This window comes from Lutibaculum baratangense AMV1, from assembly GCF_000496075.1.
Classification (GTDB): Bacteria; Pseudomonadota; Alphaproteobacteria; order Rhizobiales; family Tepidamorphaceae; genus Lutibaculum; species Lutibaculum baratangense.
Map to the genome: position 1 here is coordinate 1 of NZ_AWXZ01000037.1, position 18,324 is coordinate 18,324.

The 18,324-nt window shown below is 70.0% G+C and carries 16 protein-coding genes; 9 read left to right on the forward strand and 7 right to left on the reverse strand.

Features of this window, described 5'->3' with window-relative positions; all coding sequences use genetic code 11:
* Positions 1 to 193 (forward strand): hypothetical protein (locus N177_RS21700; protein WP_040485808.1); only part of this gene is annotated, 193 nt, incomplete at its 5' end.
* A 24-nt stretch (positions 194 to 217) separates the two neighbouring features.
* On the opposite strand, the gene N177_RS13360 is transcribed toward N177_RS21700, so the two are convergent.
* The 4 genes from N177_RS13360 to N177_RS13375 all read right to left on the reverse strand — a co-directional run bounded on the left by N177_RS13360 (position 218) and on the right by N177_RS13375 (position 4,562).
* Positions 218 to 1,465 (reverse strand): MFS transporter, encoded by a 1,248-nt coding sequence (locus tag N177_RS13360; RefSeq protein WP_023432890.1) that lies wholly within the window; start codon positions 1,463 to 1,465, stop codon positions 218 to 220.
* A 102-nt stretch (positions 1,466 to 1,567) separates the two neighbouring features.
* Positions 1,568 to 1,894, reverse strand: a complete 327-nt coding sequence (locus tag N177_RS13365; protein ID WP_023432891.1) for an ArsR/SmtB family transcription factor — start codon at positions 1,892 to 1,894, stop codon at positions 1,568 to 1,570.
* 141 nt (positions 1,895 to 2,035) lie between these two features.
* The gene (locus N177_RS13370; RefSeq protein ID WP_023432892.1) at positions 2,036 to 3,541 is read right to left on the reverse strand and encodes an L-lactate permease; all 1,506 of its coding nucleotides are present in this window, start codon (positions 3,539 to 3,541) and stop codon (positions 2,036 to 2,038) included.
* A gap of 16 nt (positions 3,542 to 3,557) precedes the next feature.
* Positions 3,558 to 4,562, reverse strand: coding sequence for a 2-hydroxyacid dehydrogenase (locus tag N177_RS13375; RefSeq protein WP_023432893.1), 1,005 nt, complete (start codon positions 4,560 to 4,562; stop codon positions 3,558 to 3,560).
* A gap of 295 nt (positions 4,563 to 4,857) precedes the next feature.
* On the opposite strand from N177_RS13375, the gene N177_RS13380 reads away from it, so the two are divergent.
* Positions 4,858 to 5,895 carry a DUF475 domain-containing protein gene (locus N177_RS13380; RefSeq protein WP_023432894.1) on the forward strand — a complete coding sequence of 346 codons (1,038 nt, stop codon included), beginning with the start codon at positions 4,858 to 4,860 and terminating at the stop codon, positions 5,893 to 5,895.
* 47 nt (positions 5,896 to 5,942) lie between these two features.
* On the opposite strand, the gene N177_RS13385 is transcribed toward N177_RS13380, so the two are convergent.
* Positions 5,943 to 7,442 (reverse strand): CoA-acylating methylmalonate-semialdehyde dehydrogenase, encoded by a 1,500-nt coding sequence (locus tag N177_RS13385; RefSeq protein WP_023432895.1) that lies wholly within the window; start codon positions 7,440 to 7,442, stop codon positions 5,943 to 5,945.
* A 107-nt stretch (positions 7,443 to 7,549) separates the two neighbouring features.
* Here N177_RS13385 and N177_RS13390 point away from each other — a divergent pair, with 107 nt between their 5' ends.
* Positions 7,550 to 8,437, forward strand: coding sequence for a LysR family transcriptional regulator (locus tag N177_RS13390; RefSeq protein WP_040485809.1), 888 nt, complete (start codon positions 7,550 to 7,552; stop codon positions 8,435 to 8,437).
* 10 nt (positions 8,438 to 8,447) lie between these two features.
* Here the strand turns inward: N177_RS13390 and N177_RS13395 are convergent, their stop codons facing one another.
* Together N177_RS13395 and N177_RS13400 are read right to left on the reverse strand one after the other, a co-directional pair.
* A complete protein-coding gene (locus N177_RS13395) occupies positions 8,448 to 9,158 on the reverse strand; it encodes a GntR family transcriptional regulator (RefSeq protein WP_040485810.1) in 711 nt (236 codons plus the stop codon).
* On the reverse strand, positions 9,148 to 10,509 hold the full coding sequence (locus N177_RS13400) for a formimidoylglutamate deiminase (protein ID WP_023432898.1): 1,362 nt from the start codon (positions 10,507 to 10,509) through the stop codon (positions 9,148 to 9,150). Before N177_RS13400 ends, N177_RS13395 begins: the two co-directional genes overlap by 11 nt.
* A 113-nt stretch (positions 10,510 to 10,622) precedes the next feature.
* On the opposite strand from N177_RS13400, the gene hutI reads away from it, so the two are divergent.
* From hutI to N177_RS13430, 6 genes are read left to right on the forward strand one after another with little or no spacing between them, the layout of a single operon-like run.
* The gene (gene hutI / locus N177_RS13405) at positions 10,623 to 11,819 is read left to right on the forward strand and encodes an imidazolonepropionase (protein ID WP_040485811.1); all 1,197 of its coding nucleotides are present in this window, start codon (positions 10,623 to 10,625) and stop codon (positions 11,817 to 11,819) included.
* Positions 11,816 to 13,342, forward strand: coding sequence for a histidine ammonia-lyase (hutH, locus tag N177_RS13410; RefSeq protein ID WP_023432900.1), 1,527 nt, complete (start codon positions 11,816 to 11,818; stop codon positions 13,340 to 13,342). The genes hutI and hutH overlap by 4 nt, the downstream gene beginning before the upstream one ends.
* Before the next feature lie 31 nt (positions 13,343 to 13,373).
* Positions 13,374 to 15,056, forward strand: a complete 1,683-nt coding sequence (gene hutU / locus N177_RS13415) for a urocanate hydratase (RefSeq protein ID WP_023432901.1) — start codon at positions 13,374 to 13,376, stop codon at positions 15,054 to 15,056.
* 31 nt (positions 15,057 to 15,087) lie between these two features.
* A complete protein-coding gene (locus N177_RS13420; protein WP_023432902.1) occupies positions 15,088 to 16,179 on the forward strand; it encodes a TRAP transporter substrate-binding protein in 1,092 nt (363 codons plus the stop codon).
* A gap of 56 nt (positions 16,180 to 16,235) precedes the next feature.
* Positions 16,236 to 16,739 (forward strand): TRAP transporter small permease subunit, encoded by a 504-nt coding sequence (locus N177_RS13425; RefSeq protein ID WP_040485823.1) that lies wholly within the window; start codon positions 16,236 to 16,238, stop codon positions 16,737 to 16,739.
* Complete coding sequence (locus N177_RS13430; protein WP_023432904.1) at positions 16,736 to 18,286, forward strand: TRAP transporter large permease; 1,551 nt, start codon at positions 16,736 to 16,738, stop codon at positions 18,284 to 18,286. The genes N177_RS13425 and N177_RS13430 overlap by 4 nt, the downstream gene beginning before the upstream one ends.
* Positions 18,287 to 18,324: the final 38 nt, after the last annotated feature.

The window sequence follows — 18,324 nt, forward strand, 5'->3', positions numbered from 1 at the left end:
TCATCCCGAGCATGCCTTCGCCTGCACCCACCTCGCCGCTCTCATCAAGCACGGCGAGCTCACCGCCTTCGGCCGCACGGCGGAAACGCTCACCGCGGAAGCGCTGAGCGGGCTTTACGACACGCAGCTCGCCATCAGGATCATCGACGGGTGGGCGAGCTGCGTGCCCCGGCTGCGCTCACCGGCACGCTGACCGAGCGGAGGGCGGCAACCGCTCTCAGCCGACCTCCGCGCCGCCCTGCCGCATCGCGCGCCACAGCAGGATCCACAGCGCGACGACGCCGACGATGTTGAAGGCTCCGAGACCGACGAGAACGTACAGTGCCGCCGACACGCCGTGCGCCTGCATCAGAACGGCGCCGATCGACGGCGAGAGGGCCTGGGCGATCAGGCTCGGCGTCACGAGCCGCCCCATCAGCGCGGCGTAGCCCGAAGCCCCGAAGACGGCGAGTGGCAAGGTGCCGCGCGCGATCGACCAGATGCCGTTGCCCGCCCCGTAGGCGATCAGCGCGGCGGCCGGCAGGGGGGGCCCGAGGAGCAGGAGCACGAGACCGCCGCCGACGAGGATTGCCGCGGCCGACAGCGTCCAGATCGGGTGGTGGCGGGTGCCGAAGAGCCTTTCCACGATCCTCGCGCCAACCTGGGAGGGGCCGACGAGTGCCCCGAGCCCCACCGCGGCGGCGAGGGCGAGCCCGTTCGCCTGTAGAATCGTGATGATGTGCACGGACCACATGCCCGCGATCATGCTCCCCGAGGTGAGGATCGCCGCAACGAGCACGAAGAGCACGAGCCGCCGGGTCGACCCGATCCGCGTCTCGTCCGCCGGAGTCTCTGCGGCGCGCAAGGTTTCTCTTTCCCGCCGCGCCTCCCGCGGCACGACGAAGAAATGGAGCGGCAGGACGAGGCAGAGGTGGATCGCGGCGTAGACGAGGCACGTGCCGCGCCAGCCGACCGTTTCGACGAGGAATGCCGAGAGCGGCCAGCAGACCGTGCTCGCGAAGCCGCCCCAGAGCGTGAGGCTCGAGATCGCGCTGCGCGCGTCGCGGCCATAGAGCCTGCCGAGCGTCGAGAAGGCGGCATCGTAGAGGCCGCTGCCCATCGCAAGGCCGAGGACGAGCCAGGCGGCGATGTAGACAGGCAGGCTCGGGGCGGCCGCGAGGAGGAGAAGGCCGGCGCCCATCAGGAGGGAGCTGCCGACGAGCACGGGGCGGCCGCCATGGGTGTCGATCGCGCGCCCGACATGGATCGCCGCCAGCCCCGAGACGAGCAGCCCCAGCGACAGGCCCCCCGTCACCCAGGCATAGGACCAGCCGGTGGCGGCCGCCATCGGGTGGCCGAGCACGGCCGGCAGGTAATAGGAGGATCCCCATGCGAGGATCTGCCCCACGCCCAGCGCGGAGATGACCCGGCCGCGCGTGCCGGCGCCGAACCCGCGCCCGCCCGTCGAGAGGCCCGCAGCCGTCACGCCGGCACCCGGGCGTGGACGAGAAGAGGTCCCCCCTTCGTCGAAACGGCAGTCACGTGACTGAACTCACGCTCCCGGCGCAGGATCCGGTCGCACAGCGGATCACGATCCCGTCTCCTCCGCTCCTTGTCCGGGCACGGCGCCGGCATCCGCGCAGCACTCGTCCGAGAGGTAGCCGATGAGCGCGTGCATGGCCGGATAGTGCGCGCGGCAGATGAGCATCGTCCCCTGCCTCTCCTGCGTGACGAGGCCTGTCTCGACCAGCCTCTTCAGGTGGTGCGAAAGCGTGGAGAGCGCGATGTCCATCCGCTCCTGCAGATGTCCGACGGGCAGCCCGTCCTCGCCCGCGCGGACGAGGGTCCTGTAGATCCCGAGCCGCGTCCGGTTGCCGAGCGCCTCGAGCTGTCCGGCCGCTATTTCCATGTCCATGGAAGGATCCTTGCGGCGAGGGATCAGCGGGATCAAGAGTTATTTCCATGACGTTCGAAATAACGGCGTGCGACTGCCTCGGGGAGCTGGGCCACCCCCTGCCTTGCGCCGCCGGAACCGGGACCCTCGCCACGCTCCCTCTCAGGCGACGATCAGGAGCACCAGCGCGCCGCCCGCCAGCGCATAGGCGAGGCATGCGACGGCCGTGCGGCGCAGGACCTCTCCCTCCCTGCCCTGCAGGCCGACCGTCGCGCCGCCGGCGATGACGTTGTGCGGGCAGACGATGTTGCCGACCGCGGCTCCGAAGCCCTGCGCCGCGGCAAGCCAGAGAACATCGAGGCCGAGCCGCTCGGCCGTCGCCACCTGAAAGTCCGTCAGCAGGATGTTCGAGGCGGTCGCCGAGCCCGTCACGAAGGTGCCGAGAACGCCGACCGAGGGGGCGAGGGCGGGCCACGCGCCGCCGAACATGGTGGCGGCCGCCTCGGCCAGCGACCCGATCATGCCGGCGTGAACCATCAGCCTGGCGATGCCGAGCATCGCCACGAGAGCCAGGAGCACCAGCGGAAGGCGGGCCGCGGCGGCACCGGCGGCGGCGCGAAGCTCGGCCGCGCGACGCCCCTGGAGGAGGCCACCGAGCACGAACCCGAGAAACAGCATGGTGCCCGGATGATAGAGCGGCTGGAACGAGCCGGCGAACCCGCCCTCCAGCGCCCAGGTCCATTCGACGCTGCGTGTTGCCGCCTGCAGCGGCGGCACGAGGCGCGTCAGAAGAACGAGGACGAGGAGCACGAGGTAGGGAAGCGACGCGCGCCAGAGCTCGGCCGGCGTGCCCGCGGCCGGGCCTGCCGAGGCGTCGGCACGGCCGACATGCAGAAGGGCGACGAAGGCGACCGCGCCGAGGAGGGCGCCGCCGAGGGTGGGGAGCTCCGGCCCGACGAACCATGCGATCGACAGGTAGGGCACGAGGAAGCAGCCGGCCGCGGCGCCCGCCACCCCCCATCCCGCGCCCGAGGCCGGCCGAGGCGCCGCGCGCCGCGCGACGGCGAAGACGAACAGCAGCAGGATCCAGCCGAGCAGGCCGTGCAGCAGCCCCGTCGCGCGCGAAAGCTCAAGCCCCGAGAACCCCGTCGCCGCCATCTGGGGCAGGATCGGGGTGCCGACGGCCCCGAACGAGACGCCGGCCGCGTGTCCGATCATCACGAGCGTGACGGCCGAAACGGGCGTGAAGCCGAGCCCCACCAGAAGCGGCGCAGCGAGCGCGACCGGCGTGCCGAACCCTGCCGCCCCCTCCATGAAGAGGCCGAAGAACCAGGCGACGAGCAGCACCAGGATGCGAGGGTCGTCTGTGATCCGTAGGAGCGCCGCCTTCAGGACGTCGAACGCCCCGCCGCGAAGCTGCAGCTCGTAGATGCAGAGGGCCGGGAAGATGATCCAGGCGATCGTCGCGGCGACGAACACGGCCTCGGCAAGCGCGCCGCCGACCGCCGGCGCGAAGCCCTCGGATCCCCCGCCGTAGTCGAAGCCGAAGAGGGCGACCGCCAGGGTGAGCGCCAGCCCGAGGGCCCCGGCATGGACGGCCGGCCACCGCAGGCCGACCATGAGCCCGAGGATCAGAAGGACGGGCGCGAGCGCCAGAAGGGCATGCATCCTTTGCCCGCGGCCCTCAGGCCACCCGCTCGATCGACACCTCGTGCTCGGCGCGCCCGCCTCTATCGAACGCCGAGAGGTTGGCGATCGTCGTCTGGGCGATGGCCGTCAGCGCCTCCCGCGTGAAGAAGGCCTGGTGGCCGGTGATGAGCACGTTCGGGAAGGTGAGGAGCCTCGCGAACACGTCGTCGTGCAGCATCTCGTTCGACAGGTCCTCGAAGAAGAGGTCCGCCTCCTCCTCGTAGACGTCGAGACCGAGGCTCCCGATCTGACCGCTCTTCAGCCCCTCGATCAGCGCCGGCGTGTCGACGAGGGCGCCTCGGCCCGTGTTGATCAGCATCGAGCCCGGCTTCATCGCGGCGACGCGGCGGGCATCGACGAGATGGTGGGTGTCCGGCGTCAGCGGACAATGCAGCGTCACGACGTCGCTCTCGCCGAAGAGCTCGTCGAGCGGTACGTAGCTGGCGCCGAGCGCCTCCAGGGACGCGTCGCGCTGCGGATCGTGGGCGAGGACCCGGCAGCCGAATCCCGTCAGGATACGCACCACCACGGCGCCGATCGCACCGGTCCCCACGACGCCGGCGGTCTTGCCGTAGAGGTCGAAGCCGAGAAGACCGTCCAGCGCGAAATTGCCTTCGCGCACCCGGTTGTAGGCCCGGTAGAGCTTGCGGTTGAGGGCGAGGATCAGCGCGAGCGTGTGTTCGGCGACGGCGTGCGGCGAGTAGGCGGGCACGCGGGCGACGGCGATGCCGAGGCGGCGGGCGGCCGCGAGGTCGACATTGTTGAACCCCGCACAGCGCAACGCCACGTACCGCACGCCCTGGCGGTGCAGCTCGGCCAGCGTGTCGGCGTCGGCGCTGTCGTTGACGAAGATGCAGACCGCTTCCGCACCCTTGGCGAGCAGAGCCGTTTCCGAGGAGAGGTGCGGGGTCAGGTAACTGAACTCGTGCCCGGCTCGCGCATTCGCGGCCTCGAGAAAGGTGCGGTCGTAGCTCTTCGTGCTGAAGACGGCGACTTTCATGCTGCTTACCTGCTCCACCGGGGCCTGCTTACAAGGACAGGAGGATAGAGAGACGGCCGGGCGGCTCAACCTGCAATGAGCATCCATGTGCGCCGGCTTGGCAGCTCCACCTCCGTGGTGCGTGTCGCAACCGGGGAGGTGGCCGCCGCGTTTCTCCTGCTGCACCTGCCGTACCCGATTATGGTATCCCTCGCGCCGACGGCCCCTGCCGCACCTTACGCTTCCGCCGGCCTCCAGAGCGTCCCCACCGGGGGCCGCGCGGCCGGTTCGCTACCCGCCACCATCCGGAGTCTCCATGGCCACCCTCGGCTATTTCAAGTGGTCCTTCATCGTCACGATCACGGGCCTGGCGCTGGGCGCCTGGTTCGGCTGGCACACCGCCGGCACGCTCGGCGGAGCGTTCTCCGTCTTCCTGATCTGCGCCGTTCTCGCGGTCCTCGAGATCTCCCTCTCCTTCGACAACGCGATCGTGAACGCGAACAAGCTCAAGGAGATGACGCCGAAATGGCAGCGTCGCTTCCTGACCTGGGGCATCATCATCGCAGTCTTCGGCATGCGGGTGATCTTCCCGCTCGCCATCGTCGCGATCGCCGCCAGCATCGGACCTTTCGCGGCCATGCAGCTCGCCCTGCGGGAGCCTGACGAATATTTCCGCATCATGCTCGACGCCCACCTGTCGATCGCGGCATTCGGGGGCACGTTCCTCATGATGGTGGCGCTCAGCTTCTTCTTCGACGAGCACAAGGAGATCCACTGGGTCCACGCGATCGAGGAGCGCGTCTCGCGCTATGCCAGCGTCCGGGGCGTCGAGATCACCTTCGTGCTCGTGCTGATGATCCTGTTCGCCCATCTCGTCGCCCCGCAGGAGAAGCTCACCTTCCTCGGCTCGGCGGTCTGGGGGCTCCTGACGTTCCTCCTCGTCGACCTCCTAGGCAATGTCCTCGACAAGTCGGGCGAGGCGCTCGCCGGCGCCGCGAAGGGCGGGCTCGGCGCGTTCCTCTACCTCGAGGTCCTCGACGCCAGCTTCTCCTTCGACGGCGTCATCGGCGCGTTCGCGCTGACGCAGAACCTCGTCGTCATCGCGATCGGCCTCGGGATCGGGGCGATGTATGTGCGGTCGATGACGATCATGCTGGTCGAGCGGGGCACGCTGACGCAGTACCGCTACCTCGAGCACGGCGCCTTCTACGCCATCCTCGCGCTCTCGGTGATCATGTACGCGCAGGCGATCGTGCACGTCCCCGAGGTGCTGACGGGACTCGGGGGTGCGGCGGTCATCGGCACCGCCCTGTGGTCGTCGATCCGCTACAACCGCCGCGCCGAGGCGGACTAGCGGCTTCGCGGAGCGAGCGGGGCGGCCCGGGAGGGCCGCCTCCAGCTTCATCGCATCGTCGGCATGACGAAGTCGGCGCCGGCGCGGATGCCGGTCGGCCAGCGGCTCGTGATCGTCTTCAGCCGCGTGTAGAAGCGCACGCCTTCCGGCCCGTGCATGTGGTGGTCACCGAACAGCGACGACTTCCAGCCGCCGAAGGAGTGGAAGGCCATCGGCACCGGGATCGGCACGTTGATGCCGACCATGCCGACCTGGATACGGTGCGCGAACTCGCGGGCCGCGTCGCCGTCGCGCGTGAAGATCGCGGTGCCGTTGCCGAACTCGTGCTCGTTGATCCACTTGGCGGCCGTCTCGAAATCCCCGGCGCGCGCCACGCAGAGGACCGGGCCGAAGATCTCCTCGCGGTAGATCTTCATGTCGGTGGTCACGCGGTCGAACAGCGTGCCGCCGACATAGTAGCCGTTATCGTAGCCCTGCAGCTTCAGGCCGCGCCCGTCGACGACGAGCTCCGCCCCCGCCTCGACGCCTGAGTCGATATAGGAGAGCACGCGGTCACGGTGCTGCTTCGTGACCAGCGGCCCCATCTCCGACTGCGGGTCGGTGCCGGGGCCGACCTTCAGCGCCTCGACCCGCGGCTTGAGCTTCGCGACCAGCGCATCGGCCGTCTTCTCGCCCACGGGCACGGCGACCGACACGGCCATGCATCGCTCGCCGGCCGAGCCGTAGGCCGCACCCATCAGCGCGTCCGCCGCCTGGTCGAGGTCGGCGTCGGGCATGACGATCATGTGGTTCTTCGCGCCGCCCAGCGCCTGGCACCGCTTGCCGGTCTTGGCGGCCGTCTCGTAGATGTAGCGCGCGATCGGCGTCGAGCCGACGAAGCTCACGGCCTGGACGTCGGGATCGGTGAGGATCGCGTCGACCGCCTCCTTGTCGCCGTGGACGACGTTGAACACGCCGTCCGGCACGCCCGCCTCCTTCAGCCATTCCGCGATGACGATCGAGGCGGAGGGATCGCGCTCCGAGGGCTTCAGGACGAAGGTGTTGCCGCAGGCGAGCGCCACCGGAAACATCCACATCGGAACCATCGCCGGGAAGTTGAACGGCGTGATGCCGGCGACGACGCCGAGCGGCTGCCTCAGGGAGTGGCTGTCGATCCTGGTGCCGACATTCTCCGTGACCTCGCCCTTCAGGAGCTGCGGCGCCGCGGTCGCGAACTCGACGACCTCCATGCCGCGCTCGATCTCCCCCTTCGCGTCCGACAGCGTCTTGCCGTGCTCGGCCGTGATGACGGCCGCGAGATCGTCGATGCGCTCCTCCAGGATCCGCAGGAAACGGTTGAGGATGCGCGCGCGCCGCAGGGGGGTCGTGGCCGCCCAGTCCGGGAAGGCATCGCGGGCCGCCGCGACGGCCGACCGCACATCCGCCTCGCTCGCGAGCGCCACCCGCCCTGCCTCTTCACCGGTCGACGGATCATAGACCGGCGCCGTGCGGCCGCTCCCGCCTCCGACGTTCCGGCCGCCGATGAAGTGTCCGATCTCGCGCGCCATGATCCTCGGCCCTCCTTGTTGCGATCTTTGCGAACCTCTACAGGATGACGCAGGCGCACAACAACCGGCAGAACTGCGCATCCGTTGTGCGAAAATCAGAGCCGTCGATGAACTGGGACCGCATCCGCATCTTCCTCTCCGTCGCCCGCAGCGGCCAGATCCTGGCGGCGGCGAGGCGACTGGGCATCAACCACGCGACGGTCGCGCGCCAGCTGACGGCGCTCGAGGCGGAGCTCGGCGCGAAGCTGGTCGAGCGACGCACGACGGGCTCCGTGCTGACAGCGGCAGGCGAGGCCCTGGTTGCCGCGGCCGAGCGGGCCGAGACGGAGTTCCTGACGGTCGGAGACGAGATCTCCGGCGTGGCGCAGGAGGTCAGCGGCACCGTCCGTGTCGGCGCGCCCGACGGTCTCGGCAACTACTTCCTGGCGGGAGAGCTGAGCGGCCTCGCCGCGCTGCATCCGGGCCTCACGATCCAGCTCGTGCCGCTGCCGCGCACCTTCTCCCTGTCGCGGCGCGAGGCGGATCTCGCGATCACGCTCGAGGAGCCCCGCCAGGGCCGGCTGATCGTGAAGAAGCTCACCGACTACACGCTGAGCGTCTATGCCGCCGAGAGCTACCTGACCCTCCACGGCCCCATCCTCCGGGACGAGGACGTTAGGGGCCGGCTGGTCGTCACGCAGGTCGAGGATCTCGTCTACAGCCGGGCCCTCGACTACGGCGAGGCGATCGCCCGTCTCAGCGACCGCCGCTTCGAATGCGGGAGCGTGCTGGGCCAGATGGAGGCGGTGCGGGCCGGCCACGGCATAGGCGTGCTCCACGACTACGCCGCCCGGCGCTTCCCGGAGCTCGTGCGCATCCTGCCGCAGCACCGCTTCACCCGCAGCTACTGGCTCCTGAGCCATCCCGACACGCGCGACACCCGGCGCGTCGCCGAGGTCGCGAGCTTCATCACCAGCCGCATGCGGGCATCGCGCAACGACTTCGCCGTGGAGTGACCTGCGGCCGTCAGATGCTCGTGCTCAGGCGGTGGGAGGCGGGGTAGCTCAGCCGGACCCAGGTGATGGGAGTTTCGTGCAGCCAGGTGGTCCGCTCGATCTGGAAGACCGGCGCACCGGACTCGCACCCCAGGACCTCGGCGATCCGCGCGTCGGCCGCCCCGGCCGACAGGACGATACGGCCCCGCGAGTAGGACACGTTGCGCACGAGCCATTCATTGGCGCTGACCTCGCCGAGATCGGCGCCTTCGATCTCCGGGGCCACCTCCAGGTTGACCCACCGATCCTCGTGGGCATAGGGGCGGCCGTCGGAGAGGTGGAGAGCGCGTACGTGCAGGACGTGCGCGTCCTCCGGCCAGGCTGCGAGGTCACTCATGTCCGCGGGCGACGAGACTATCTCCCGCGACAGGAGAGCGTAGCCGTAGGTGCCGCCCCTGCCCTCGACTTCCTGCCGGATCACCGGGATCTCGAGGGTCGCCCTGCGGACGGGATTGAGGGCCACCCTCGTGCCGGCCTTGCGCCGCCGGTCGATCACGCCGGAGCGCGCCAGCTCGCGAAGCGCCCGGTTCACCGTGGCGCGCGCGCAGCCGAACTCCTCCGCGAGATCGACCTCGTTCGGAATCATCGCGCCCGGCGGCCACTCGCGCGACTGTATCCGCCACAGCACCTCCCGATGGATGTGCTTCCAGGAAAACGGCCCTTCCGGGGCTTCAGATGGCATCCCGCAGCCGCCGCATCGTATCGGCATAGCGGGCAGCGATCGTCTCACGCGCCCTGTGCCGGCCCTCCGTCACCACGTGCCGGCCGGCCGCCCATACATCGCGCACGAGACGGTCGTCGCCCGCGAAGATCCACGTGTCGAGGATCGTGTCGCCGCTCCGGCCGATGAGGTCGATCGCGCTGCCGTCGAGCGCCAGGAGGTCGGCCCACCGGCCTTCTTCAAGGCTCCCGCCGTCGCGCTCGGCTGCCCGGGCCCCACCCCGCACCGCACCGTCGAAGAGAACGCGGCCCGTCGACGCGTCCGGACGTGCCAGCGCGGCCCGCGACCTGTCGCGAAGACGCTGCGAATATTCGAGCGTGCGCAGTTCCTCGGCGAGTGAAATCCGGATGTTGCTGTCGGAGCCGATGCCGAAGCGCCCGCCGGCACCGAGATAGCGGACGCCGTCGAAGATGCCGTCTCCGAGTGACGACTCGGTGATCGGACAGAGTCCCGCCACCGCGCCCGTCGCCGCCAGCCGTTCCGTCTCGTCCGGCTCCATCTGCGTGCAGTGGATGAGGCACCAGCGGTCGTCGACCTCCGCATTGTCGAGGAGCCAGCGCGCGGGCCGATCACCCCAGGCGGAGACGACCTCCTCGACCTCGGCCACCTGTTCGGCGAGGTGCATGTGGACGGGCCCGTCCGTCAGGCGAACCACCTCCGCCAGCGCCTCCCGCGACACGGCCCTGAGGCTGTGCGGCGCCACGCCCATGCCCGCGTCGGGACCGAGGGCCTTCAGCCCGGCACCTGCCGCCTCGAAGAGCCGGACGAACCGCTCCATGTCGTTGCCGAACCGGATCTGGCCCGGACCGAGCGGCCGCCCGTCGCAGCCGCCATGTTCGTAGAGGACGGGCAGCAGGGTCAGCCCGATGCCTGTCTCCGTGGCCGCCTCGACGATGCGCACCGACATCTCCGCCACGTCGCCATAGGGCTCGCCGCCCGGCCGGTGGTGGAGGTAGTGGAACTCCGCCACGGCGGCATAGCCTGCCTCGAGCATCTCCATCTGGACGAAGGCCGCGATGGCGAGGACGTCCTCGGGCGTCAGCCGGTCGAGGAAGCGGTACATGAGCTTGCGCCACGTCCAGAACGTGTCGCGGGGATCCGGCCCCCGCCGCTCCGTCAACCCGGCCATGGCGCGCTGGAAGGCGTGGGAGTGGAGGTTCGCCGGCGCCGGCAGAAGCACGCCGACCCGGTCGCCCGCGGGCTCGGTGCCGCTCTCGACGGACGCGATGCGGCCGTCTTCCCCGATCGTCACCCGCACGCCCTCTGCCCAGCCCAAGGGGGTCAGCGCCGTCTCGGCCCACAGGATCTGCATGTTGCGGCGGTCGCTCCGGACAATGTTGACACGCTTTATTATGTGCAGACATATTGCCTCCCATGGGCGTGCGGGGCAAGACGCCCACTCTCGCGAATGCCGGGGACGCTCGAATGCCAGAGCTTCTGCACAACGCCCAGGTGGCGACGCTCGAGGGGCCCGACTACGGGCTCGTGCGGGATGCCGCGGTGGCGGTCGATGCCGGGCGAATTGCCTGGGTCGGGCCGGCGGCCGACGTCCCGGCCGCCTTCGCCGGCTGGGCCCGCCGCGACCTCCAGGGGCGCCTCGTGACGCCCGCTTTCATCGACTGCCACACCCATATCGTGTTCGGCGGCAGCCGCGCCCGCGAGTTCGAGATGCGCCTTCAGGGCGCGAGCTACGAGGAGATCGCACGCGCCGGCGGCGGGATCCTCTCGACCGTCGCCGCCACGCGCGAAGCCTCGGAAGCCGGCCTGCTGGCCGCAGCCCTGCCCCGGGTCGACGCGTTCCTGACGGAAGGCGTGACGACGATCGAGGTGAAGTCAGGCTATGGCCTCGACGTGGAAGCGGAACTGAAGATGCTGCGCGCGGCCCGCCGGATCGCGAGCGAGCGCCCGGTCCGGGTCCGCACGACCTTCCTCGGTGCGCATGCCTGTCCGCCGGAGTTCGCGGGGCGCCCCGACGACTACCTCGCAGAGGTGTGCCTGCCGGCGCTCGACGCGGCGCATGAAGAGGGGCTCGTCGACGCGGTCGACGGATTCTGCGAGGGCATCGCCTTCTCGCCGGAGCAGATCGCGCGGGTCTTCGACCGCGCGAGAGAGCTCGGCCTGCCGGTGAAGCTCCATGCCGAGCAGCTGTCACACCAGGGCGGCACCGCGCTCGCCGCGCGCTACGGCGCCCTGTCGGCCGACCACGTGGAATATGCCACCGAGGAAGACGCCGCCGCGATGGCGGCGTCGGGAACCGTCGCGGTGCTGCTGCCAGGGGCCTACTACACGCTGCACGAGACGCAGGCGCCGCCGATCGCGGCCTTCCGCGCCCACGGCGTGAAGATGGCACTCGCCACGGACTGCAATCCCGGCACCTCGCCCATGACGTCGCTGCTTCTCGCGATGAACATGGGCTGCACGCTCTTCCGCCTGACGCCGGAGGAGGCGCTGCGGGGCGTCACGGAGCACGCCGCCCGCGCGCTCGGCCTCTCGGACTGCGGCCGCATCGCCGTCGGCCTGCGGGCGGACCTCGCGGTCTGGGACGTCGCGGAGCCGGCGGAGCTCGCCTGGCGCATCGGCTTCAACCCGCTGCGCGAGCGGATCTTCGGGGGCGTCGCATGAGCGTCGTCCTCACCCCCGGCGCCGCGACGCTGTCGACGCTCGAGCGGCTGTGGCGGGAGCCGGGGGCCGCGCGGCTCGATCCATCCGCACGAGAGTTGGTCGAGATCGGCGCGGCAAGGGTGAGCGAGGCCGCGCGGGGTACCGCCGCGATCTACGGCGTCAACACGGGCTTCGGAAAGCTCGCCTCGGTGAAGATCCCGGCCGAGGACACCGCCACCCTCCAGCGCAACCTCGTCCTCTCCCATTGCTGCGGCGTCGGCGAGCCGCTCGACCGCCACGCGACGCGCCTGATGATGGCGCTGAAGCTCCTCAGCCTCGGCCGCGGCGCCTCGGGCGTGCGCTGGGAGGTCGTGAGGCTGATCGAGGACATGCTGGCGGCGGGCGTCGTGCCGGTCATCCCCGTCCAGGGCTCCGTCGGCGCGTCGGGCGACCTCGCGCCGCTCGCGCACATGGCCGCCGTGATGATCGGCGCCGGCGAGGCCTTTCATGAGGGGGAGCGCCTCGACGGTGGCGAAGCGCTGCGGCGCGCGGGCCTCTCGCCGATCGAGCTCGGCGCGAAGGAAGGGCTCGCGCTCATCAACGGCACGCAGTTCTCCACCGCGCTTGCGCTCGTCGGCTTCTTCCGAGCCTGGCGCAGCAGCGTGACATCGCTCGTCACCGCCTCGCTTTCGACCGACGCGATCATGGGATCGACCGATCCGCTCGAGCCCGAGATCCACAGGCTCCGCGGCCACCGGGGACAGATCGAGGTGGCCGCGGCGATGGCGAAGCTGATGGCGGGATCCGAAATCCGCGAGAGCCACCGCGAGGGCGATCCGCGCGTGCAGGATCCCTACTGCATCCGCTGCCAGCCGCAGGTCGCGGGCGCGGCGATGGACATACTGCGCTTCGCCGGAGCGACGCTCGAGACCGAGGCGAACGCCGTCACCGACAACCCGCTCGTCCTGAGCGACGGCCGCATCGTCTCGGGCGGCAACTTCCATGCCGAGCCCGTCGCGCTCGCCGCCGACCAGATCGCGCTCGCCGTGGCGGAAATCGGCGCGATCGCGCAGCGCCGGGTGGCGCTGATGGTCGACCCGACGCTCAGCCACGACCTTCCGCCCTTCCTCACGAGGCAGCCGGGCCTGAACTCGGGCTTCATGATCGCCGAGGTCACGACCGCCGCGCTGATGAGCGAGAACAAGCATCTCGCGAACCCATGCTCGACGGACAGCACGCCCACGAGCGCGAACCAGGAAGACCACGTTTCGATGGCCGCGCACGGTGCGCGGCGGCTCGGCCGGATGAACGACAATCTGGCGGTCATCCTCGGCGTCGAGGCGATGTGCGCGGCGCAGGGCATCGAGATGCGGGCACCACTGCGCACCTCCTCCCGCCTGCAGGCAGTGATGGCCGCGCTGCGCGCGCAGGTGCCGGCTCTGGACGAGGACCGCTACCTGGCGCCCGACATCGAGCGCGCGGCGTCCATGGTCGTGGATGGCGCCCTCGTCCGGGCGGCCGAACTCGAGGATTTCCGGCCGTGACGGCCGACGACTCACGTTCCAGAGGTGGAAGATGAACAACCCGCGCCACAACCTCCGCGACGTCTACCCGCCGACCGGCACCGAGATCAGCGCGAAGAGCTGGCTGACGGAAGCCCCGCTCCGCATGCTGATGAACAACCTGCACCCGGACGTGGCGGAGAACCCGCACGAGCTCGTCGTCTATGGCGGCATCGGCCGAGCGGCGCGCACCTGGGACGATTTCGACCGCATCGTCGCGAGCCTGCGGGAGCTCGAGGCGGACGAGACGCTGCTCGTCCAGTCCGGCAAGCCAGTCGGCGTCTTCCGTACCCATGAAGACGCGCCGCGCGTCCTGATCGCGAATTCGAACCTCGTGCCCCACTGGGCGACCTGGGACCATTTCAGCGAGCTCGACCGCAAGGGGCTCGCCATGTACGGCCAGATGACGGCCGGCAGCTGGATCTATATCGGCACGCAGGGCATCGTGCAGGGCACCTACGAGACCTTCGCGGAAGCCGGTCGCCAGCACTACGGCGGCGACCTGACGGGCCGCTGGATCCTCACTGCCGGCCTCGGCGGCATGGGCGGCGCGCAGCCGCTCGCCGCCGTCATGGCGAGCGCCTGCTGCCTTGCCGTCGAGTGCGACGAGACGCGCGCCGACTTCCGCATCCGCACCCGCTACTGCGACGAGAAGACCTCGAGCCTCGACGAGGCGCTCGCGATGATCGAGCGCTGGACGAAGGCCGGCGAGGCGAAGTCCGTCGCGCTGATCGGCAATGCTGCCGAGGTCTTCCCCGAGCTCATGCGCCGGATGAATGACGGTGGGCCGCGCCCCGACATGGTGACCGACCAGACGAGCGCCCACGATCCGGTCCACGGCTACCTGCCGCTCGGGTGGAGCGTCGCGGAGTGGCGCGAGCGCCAGGAGAGCGACCCGAAGGCGGTCGAGGCCGCCGCGCGCGCGAGCATGAAGCAGCACGTCGCGGCGATGGTCGACTTCTGGAACGCCGGCGTGCCGACGCTCGACTACGGCAACAACATCCGTCAGGTCGCCAAGGAGGAAGGGCTCGACAACGCCTTCGCCTTCCCGGGCTTCGTCCCGGCCTATATCCGGCCCCTCTTCTGCCGCGGCGTCGGGCCGTTCCGCTGGTGCGCACTCTCCGGCGACCCCGAGGACATCTACCGCACGGACGCGAAGGTGAAGGAGCTGATCGACGATCCGCACCTGCACAACTGGCTCGACATGGCCCGCGAGCGCATCGCCTTCCAGGGCCTGCCCGCGCGCATCTGCTGGGTGGGCCTCGGCCAGCGCGACAAGCTCGGCCTCGCCTTCAACGAGATGGTGCGAAACGGCGAGTTGAAGGCGCCGATCGTGATCGGCCGAGACCATCTGGACAGCGGCTCTGTCGCCTCGCCCAATCGCGAGACGGAGGCGATGCGCGACGGGTCCGACGCGGTGAGCGACTGGCCGCTCCTGAACGCACTCCTCAATTGCGCTTCGGGGGCAACCTGGGTCAGCCTGCACCATGGAGGCGGCGTGGGCATGGGCTTCTCGCAGCATTCGGGCATGGTGATCTGCTGCGACGGCACGGAAGCGGCAGATGCGCGGATCGCCCGCGTCCTGTGGAACGATCCGGCGACGGGCGTGATGCGGCACGCCGATGCGGGCTACGAGAGCGCGGTCGAGTGCGCGCGGGAACATGGGTTGAACCTGCCTGCCATCCTCAAGGGGTGAGATGAGCAAGCGTGAAGCGGAGGAGCGAGGGATGAAGAGACGTGACTTTCTCAAGGCGGCCGGTGTCGGTGCGGTCGCCTCGACGAGCCTGGCGGCACCCGCCCTGGCGCAGGGGGTCCGCCAGTGGCGCATGGTCACCGCGTGGCCGCGCAACCTGCCCGGGCCCGGCGTCGCGGCGCAGATGCTCGCCGACCGCATCACCGCGCTGTCGGGTGGCCGGATCGAGGTCGAGCTCTTCGGGGCGGGCGAGGTGGTTCCCGGTCCGGGCGTGTTCGAGGCGGTGGCCGAGGGGACGGCCGAGCTCTACCACGCGGTGCCCGCCTACTGGGGCTCGAAGTCGAAGGGCTTCCTCCTGTTCGGCTCGCAGCCTCTGGGCCTCACGGCGATGGAGCAGCACGGCTGGCTGCTGCAGGGCGGCGGTCAGGAGCTCTACGACGAGCTCTATGCCGGCTTCGGCCTGAAGCCCTTCCTTTGCGGCAATTCCGGGCCGCAGTGGTTCGGCTGGTTCCGCAACGAGATCAACAGCCTCGATGACCTCCGCGGCCTGAAATACCGCACCACAGGCCTGAACTCCGAGGTCTGCTCGAGGCTCGGCATGGCGGTCGAGGCGATGGGCGGCCCCGCGATGTTCCAGGCGCTCCAGTCGGGCGCGCTCGACGCGGGCGAGTTCATCGGGCCGTGGTCGGATTCCGCCCTCGGCCTGCAGCAGGTCGCGAAGAACTACTACTGGCCGGGCGTCGGCGAGCCCTCCTCCGCCGAGGAATGCGCCATCAACATGTCGGCCTACGAGGAGCTCGAGGACGACCTGAAGGCCGCCGTCTCCTATGCCTGCGAGAGCCTCTACAACCCGGTCCTGACGGAGTACAACACCAAGCACGCTCTCGCCCTCCGCGAGCTCGTTTCCGAGCACGGCGTGCAGGTGAAGAAGGTGCCGGACGAGATCGTGGTCGCGATGGGCAACGCGATGGGCGAGGTCCTCGCCGATCTCCGCGGCGGCGGCGACGAGCTCGTGACCCGGATCGTGGAGAGCTTCCTCGACTATCGCCAGCTGATGGTGGAATACATGCCCTACGCCGACAGCGGCCAGATGATCGCCCGCGGGCTCGACTACAAGTACCAGTGACACCGGAGCCGGGGCGCGTGCGCCCCGGCTTCCTTCCGTCCGGGGAGGGCATCACGATGGAGCGGCTGGCGAACGGGCTCGACCTCGTGAACCTGCGCGCCGGCCAGGTCGTGCGCTGGCTCGCCGTCGCCATGGTGCTCCTCCAGTTCGTGATCGTGCTCCTGCGCTACGTGTTCGGCTTCAGCTCCGTCTTCCTCGGCGAGGGCGTGCTCTACCTCCACGCGACGATCTTCATGCTCGGTGCCGGCTACACGCTCCTCGTCGGGGGCCACGTCCGGGTCGACATCTTCTATTCCAAGCTCGACACGAGGGGCCGGGCGCTCGTCGACGTCTTCGGCCACCTCGCGCTCCTGGCGCCGGGGCTTCTCGTCCTCCTCTACTACTCCTGGCCGACCGTGCGCCGCGCCTGGGCGATCTACGAGGGCGCGATCTCGGTGGGAGGGATCCCGGCGTCGTTCCTCCTCAAGTCCCTCATCCCGGCCTTCGCCGTCCTCCTCCTGATCCAGGGTGTTGCCGTGCTTCTTCGCGATCTGTTGCGTCTGAGGGGCCGGGCGGAGTGAGCCTTCCCCTCGACCTCATCATGTTCGGCGCGCTGATCGGGTTCATCCTGCTCGGCTATCCCGTCGCCTTCACCATCGCGGGCGTCGCCACCGCCTTCGCCCTCCTCGGCACGGCGACGGGCCAGTTCAACATCGGCCTGATGGGCGCGCTCGGACAGCGCTTCTTCGGCGTGATGACGAACCCGGTGCTGATCGCGATTCCGCTCTTCGTCCTGATGGGCGTCGTCCTGGAGAAGAGCCGGATCGCCGAGGAGCTCCTCGAGACGATGGGCCGTCTCTTCGGCCGCATGCGCGGCGGACTGGGCGTCTCGGTGATGCTCGTGGGCGCGCTCCTGGCCGCGTCGACCGGCATCGTCGGCGCGACGGTCGTCGCCATGGGCATGATCGCCCTGCCCGCCATGCTGCGCAACGGCTACAGCCCCGCGCTCGCCTCCGGCATGGTCTGCACGTCGGGCACGCTCGGCCAGATCATCCCGCCCTCGACGCTCCTCATCATCATGGCCGACGTCATGTCCTCGGCCTTCCAGCAGGCGCAATACAAGCAGGGCAGGTTCTCGATCGAGACGGTCTCGGTCGGCCAGGTCTTCGCCGCGGCCCTCGTGCCGGGCCTCGTGCTCGTCGGCCTCTACATCCTCTACATCCTGATCCGGGCCTGGCTGAAGCCGGGCGACGCGCCCGCCATGCGCGAGGCGGTGGAGCGACCGGGTCTGCGGGCAATCGCAGGCTCGATCGTGCCGCCGATCGTGCTGATCGTCGCGGTGCTCGGCGCGATCCTCGCCGGCATCGCCTCTCCGGCCGAGGCCGCGGCCGTCGGAGCCGTCGGCGCCATCCTGATGGCGGGCCAGAGGGCCGGCCTGCCGCACTGGCAGTTCCTGGGCGGTGTCGCCGCGCTCCTCCTTCTCGCGGTCGCCGCGGGGCTGTTCCCCGTCCGCATTCAGCGCTCCGACGCTGGCCTTCTGGAGTTCGGCCTCGCCGCCTTCTACGCGGCACTCGCGCTCGCGGGGCTCCTTGCCGTCGCCGCCGCGATCTGGCGGATCGCGCGCGGCGGCATCCTGACCGCGACGCTCACGACGACGCTCGTCGTGACCTCGATGATCTTCGCGACGATCCTGATGGCGAGCTTCTTCTCGCTCGTCTTCGTGGGCCTCGGCGGCGAGCACCGGGTGGCGCAGATCCTCGAGGCGCTGCCGGGCGGAGCGTTCGGGGCGCTGCTCTTCGCCATGGCCTTCATCTTCGTGCTCGGCTTCTTCCTCGACTTCGTCGAGATCGCCGTGATCCTGCTGCCGCTCCTCGTGCCGCCGCTCATCCTGATGGGGCACGATCCCGTCTGGCTGACCGTCCTGATCGCGGTCAACCTCCAGACCTCGTTCCTGACACCACCCTTCGGGTTCTCTCTCTTCTACCTTCGCGGCGCCGTCCCGCCCGAGATCACGACTGGACAGATCTATCGCGGCGTCGTGCCGTTCATCGCGCTCCAGATGGTCGGCATCGGCATCATCTGGGCGTTTCCGGCCCTGGCCACCTGGCTGCCGCGCGCGGTCTTCTGAGAGATGCCCCGACCGGCGGCCGCTCCCGATCCCGGGCC

Excerpts from the sequence above, each read along its gene's own strand:
- N177_RS13385 (WP_023432895.1), bottom strand. The coding sequence starts at position 7,442 with ATGGCGCGCGAGATCGGACACTTCATCGGCGGCCGGAACGTCGGAGGC.
- N177_RS13420 (WP_023432902.1), top strand. The coding sequence starts at position 15,088 with ATGAAGAGACGTGACTTTCTCAAGGCGGCCGGTGTCGGTGCGGTCGCC.
- N177_RS13400 (WP_023432898.1), bottom strand. The coding sequence starts at position 10,509 with ATGCAGATCCTGTGGGCCGAGACGGCGCTGACCCCCTTGGGCTGGGCA.
- hutH (WP_023432900.1), top strand. The coding sequence starts at position 11,816 with ATGAGCGTCGTCCTCACCCCCGGCGCCGCGACGCTGTCGACGCTCGAG.
- N177_RS13375 (WP_023432893.1), bottom strand. The coding sequence starts at position 4,562 with ATGAAAGTCGCCGTCTTCAGCACGAAGAGCTACGACCGCACCTTTCTC.
- N177_RS13380 (WP_023432894.1), top strand. The coding sequence starts at position 4,858 with ATGGCCACCCTCGGCTATTTCAAGTGGTCCTTCATCGTCACGATCACG.
- N177_RS13390 (WP_040485809.1), top strand. The coding sequence starts at position 7,550 with ATGAACTGGGACCGCATCCGCATCTTCCTCTCCGTCGCCCGCAGCGGC.
- N177_RS13365 (WP_023432891.1), bottom strand. The coding sequence starts at position 1,894 with ATGGACATGGAAATAGCGGCCGGACAGCTCGAGGCGCTCGGCAACCGG.
- N177_RS13370 (WP_023432892.1), bottom strand. The coding sequence starts at position 3,541 with ATGCATGCCCTTCTGGCGCTCGCGCCCGTCCTTCTGATCCTCGGGCTC.
- hutU (WP_023432901.1), top strand. The coding sequence starts at position 13,374 with ATGAACAACCCGCGCCACAACCTCCGCGACGTCTACCCGCCGACCGGC.
- N177_RS13395 (WP_040485810.1), bottom strand. The coding sequence starts at position 9,158 with ATGCCATCTGAAGCCCCGGAAGGGCCGTTTTCCTGGAAGCACATCCAT.
- N177_RS13425 (WP_040485823.1), top strand. The coding sequence starts at position 16,236 with ATGGAGCGGCTGGCGAACGGGCTCGACCTCGTGAACCTGCGCGCCGGC.
- hutI (WP_040485811.1), top strand. The coding sequence starts at position 10,623 with ATGCCAGAGCTTCTGCACAACGCCCAGGTGGCGACGCTCGAGGGGCCC.